The organism is Pseudomonas sp. DCB_AW (assembly GCF_026240895.1).
Taxonomy (GTDB): domain Bacteria; phylum Pseudomonadota; class Gammaproteobacteria; order Pseudomonadales; family Pseudomonadaceae; genus Aquipseudomonas; species Aquipseudomonas kermanshahensis.
On the sequence record NZ_JAPFCE010000187.1, the window covers coordinates 1 to 440 of the forward strand.

Below are 440 nucleotides of genomic sequence, written 5' to 3' on the forward strand. Positions count from 1 at the left end.
AACACGAGGAACCCGGTGCTGGAAGGTTAAGGGGAGCGGTTAGGGAGCAATCCCGAAGCTGTGAACCGAAGCCCCAGTAAACGGCGGCCGTAACTATAACGGTCCTAAGGTAGCGAAATTCCTTGTCAGGTAAATTCTGACCCGCACGAATGGCGTAACGACTTGGGCGCTGTCTCAACGAGAGATCCGGTGAAATTTTAATACCTGTGAAGATGCAGGTTACCCGCGACAAGACGGAAAGACCCCATGGAGCTTTACTGCAGCTTGATATTGGACTTTGGTACGATCTGTACAGGATAGGTGGGAGCCTTGGAAGCCGGAGCGCCAGCTTCGGTGGAGGCACCGTTGGGATACCACCCTGATCGTATCGGAGTTCTAACCTGGTACCGTGAAACCGGTACAGGGACCGTGTCAGGCGGGCAGTTTGACTGGGGTGGTTT

1 rRNA gene is annotated in these 440 nt (G+C 54.3%); it reads left to right on the top strand.

Annotated elements, in window-relative coordinates:
* Positions 1–440: ribosomal RNA gene (locus tag OO306_RS28195) — 23S ribosomal RNA — on the top strand; the annotation flags it as partial.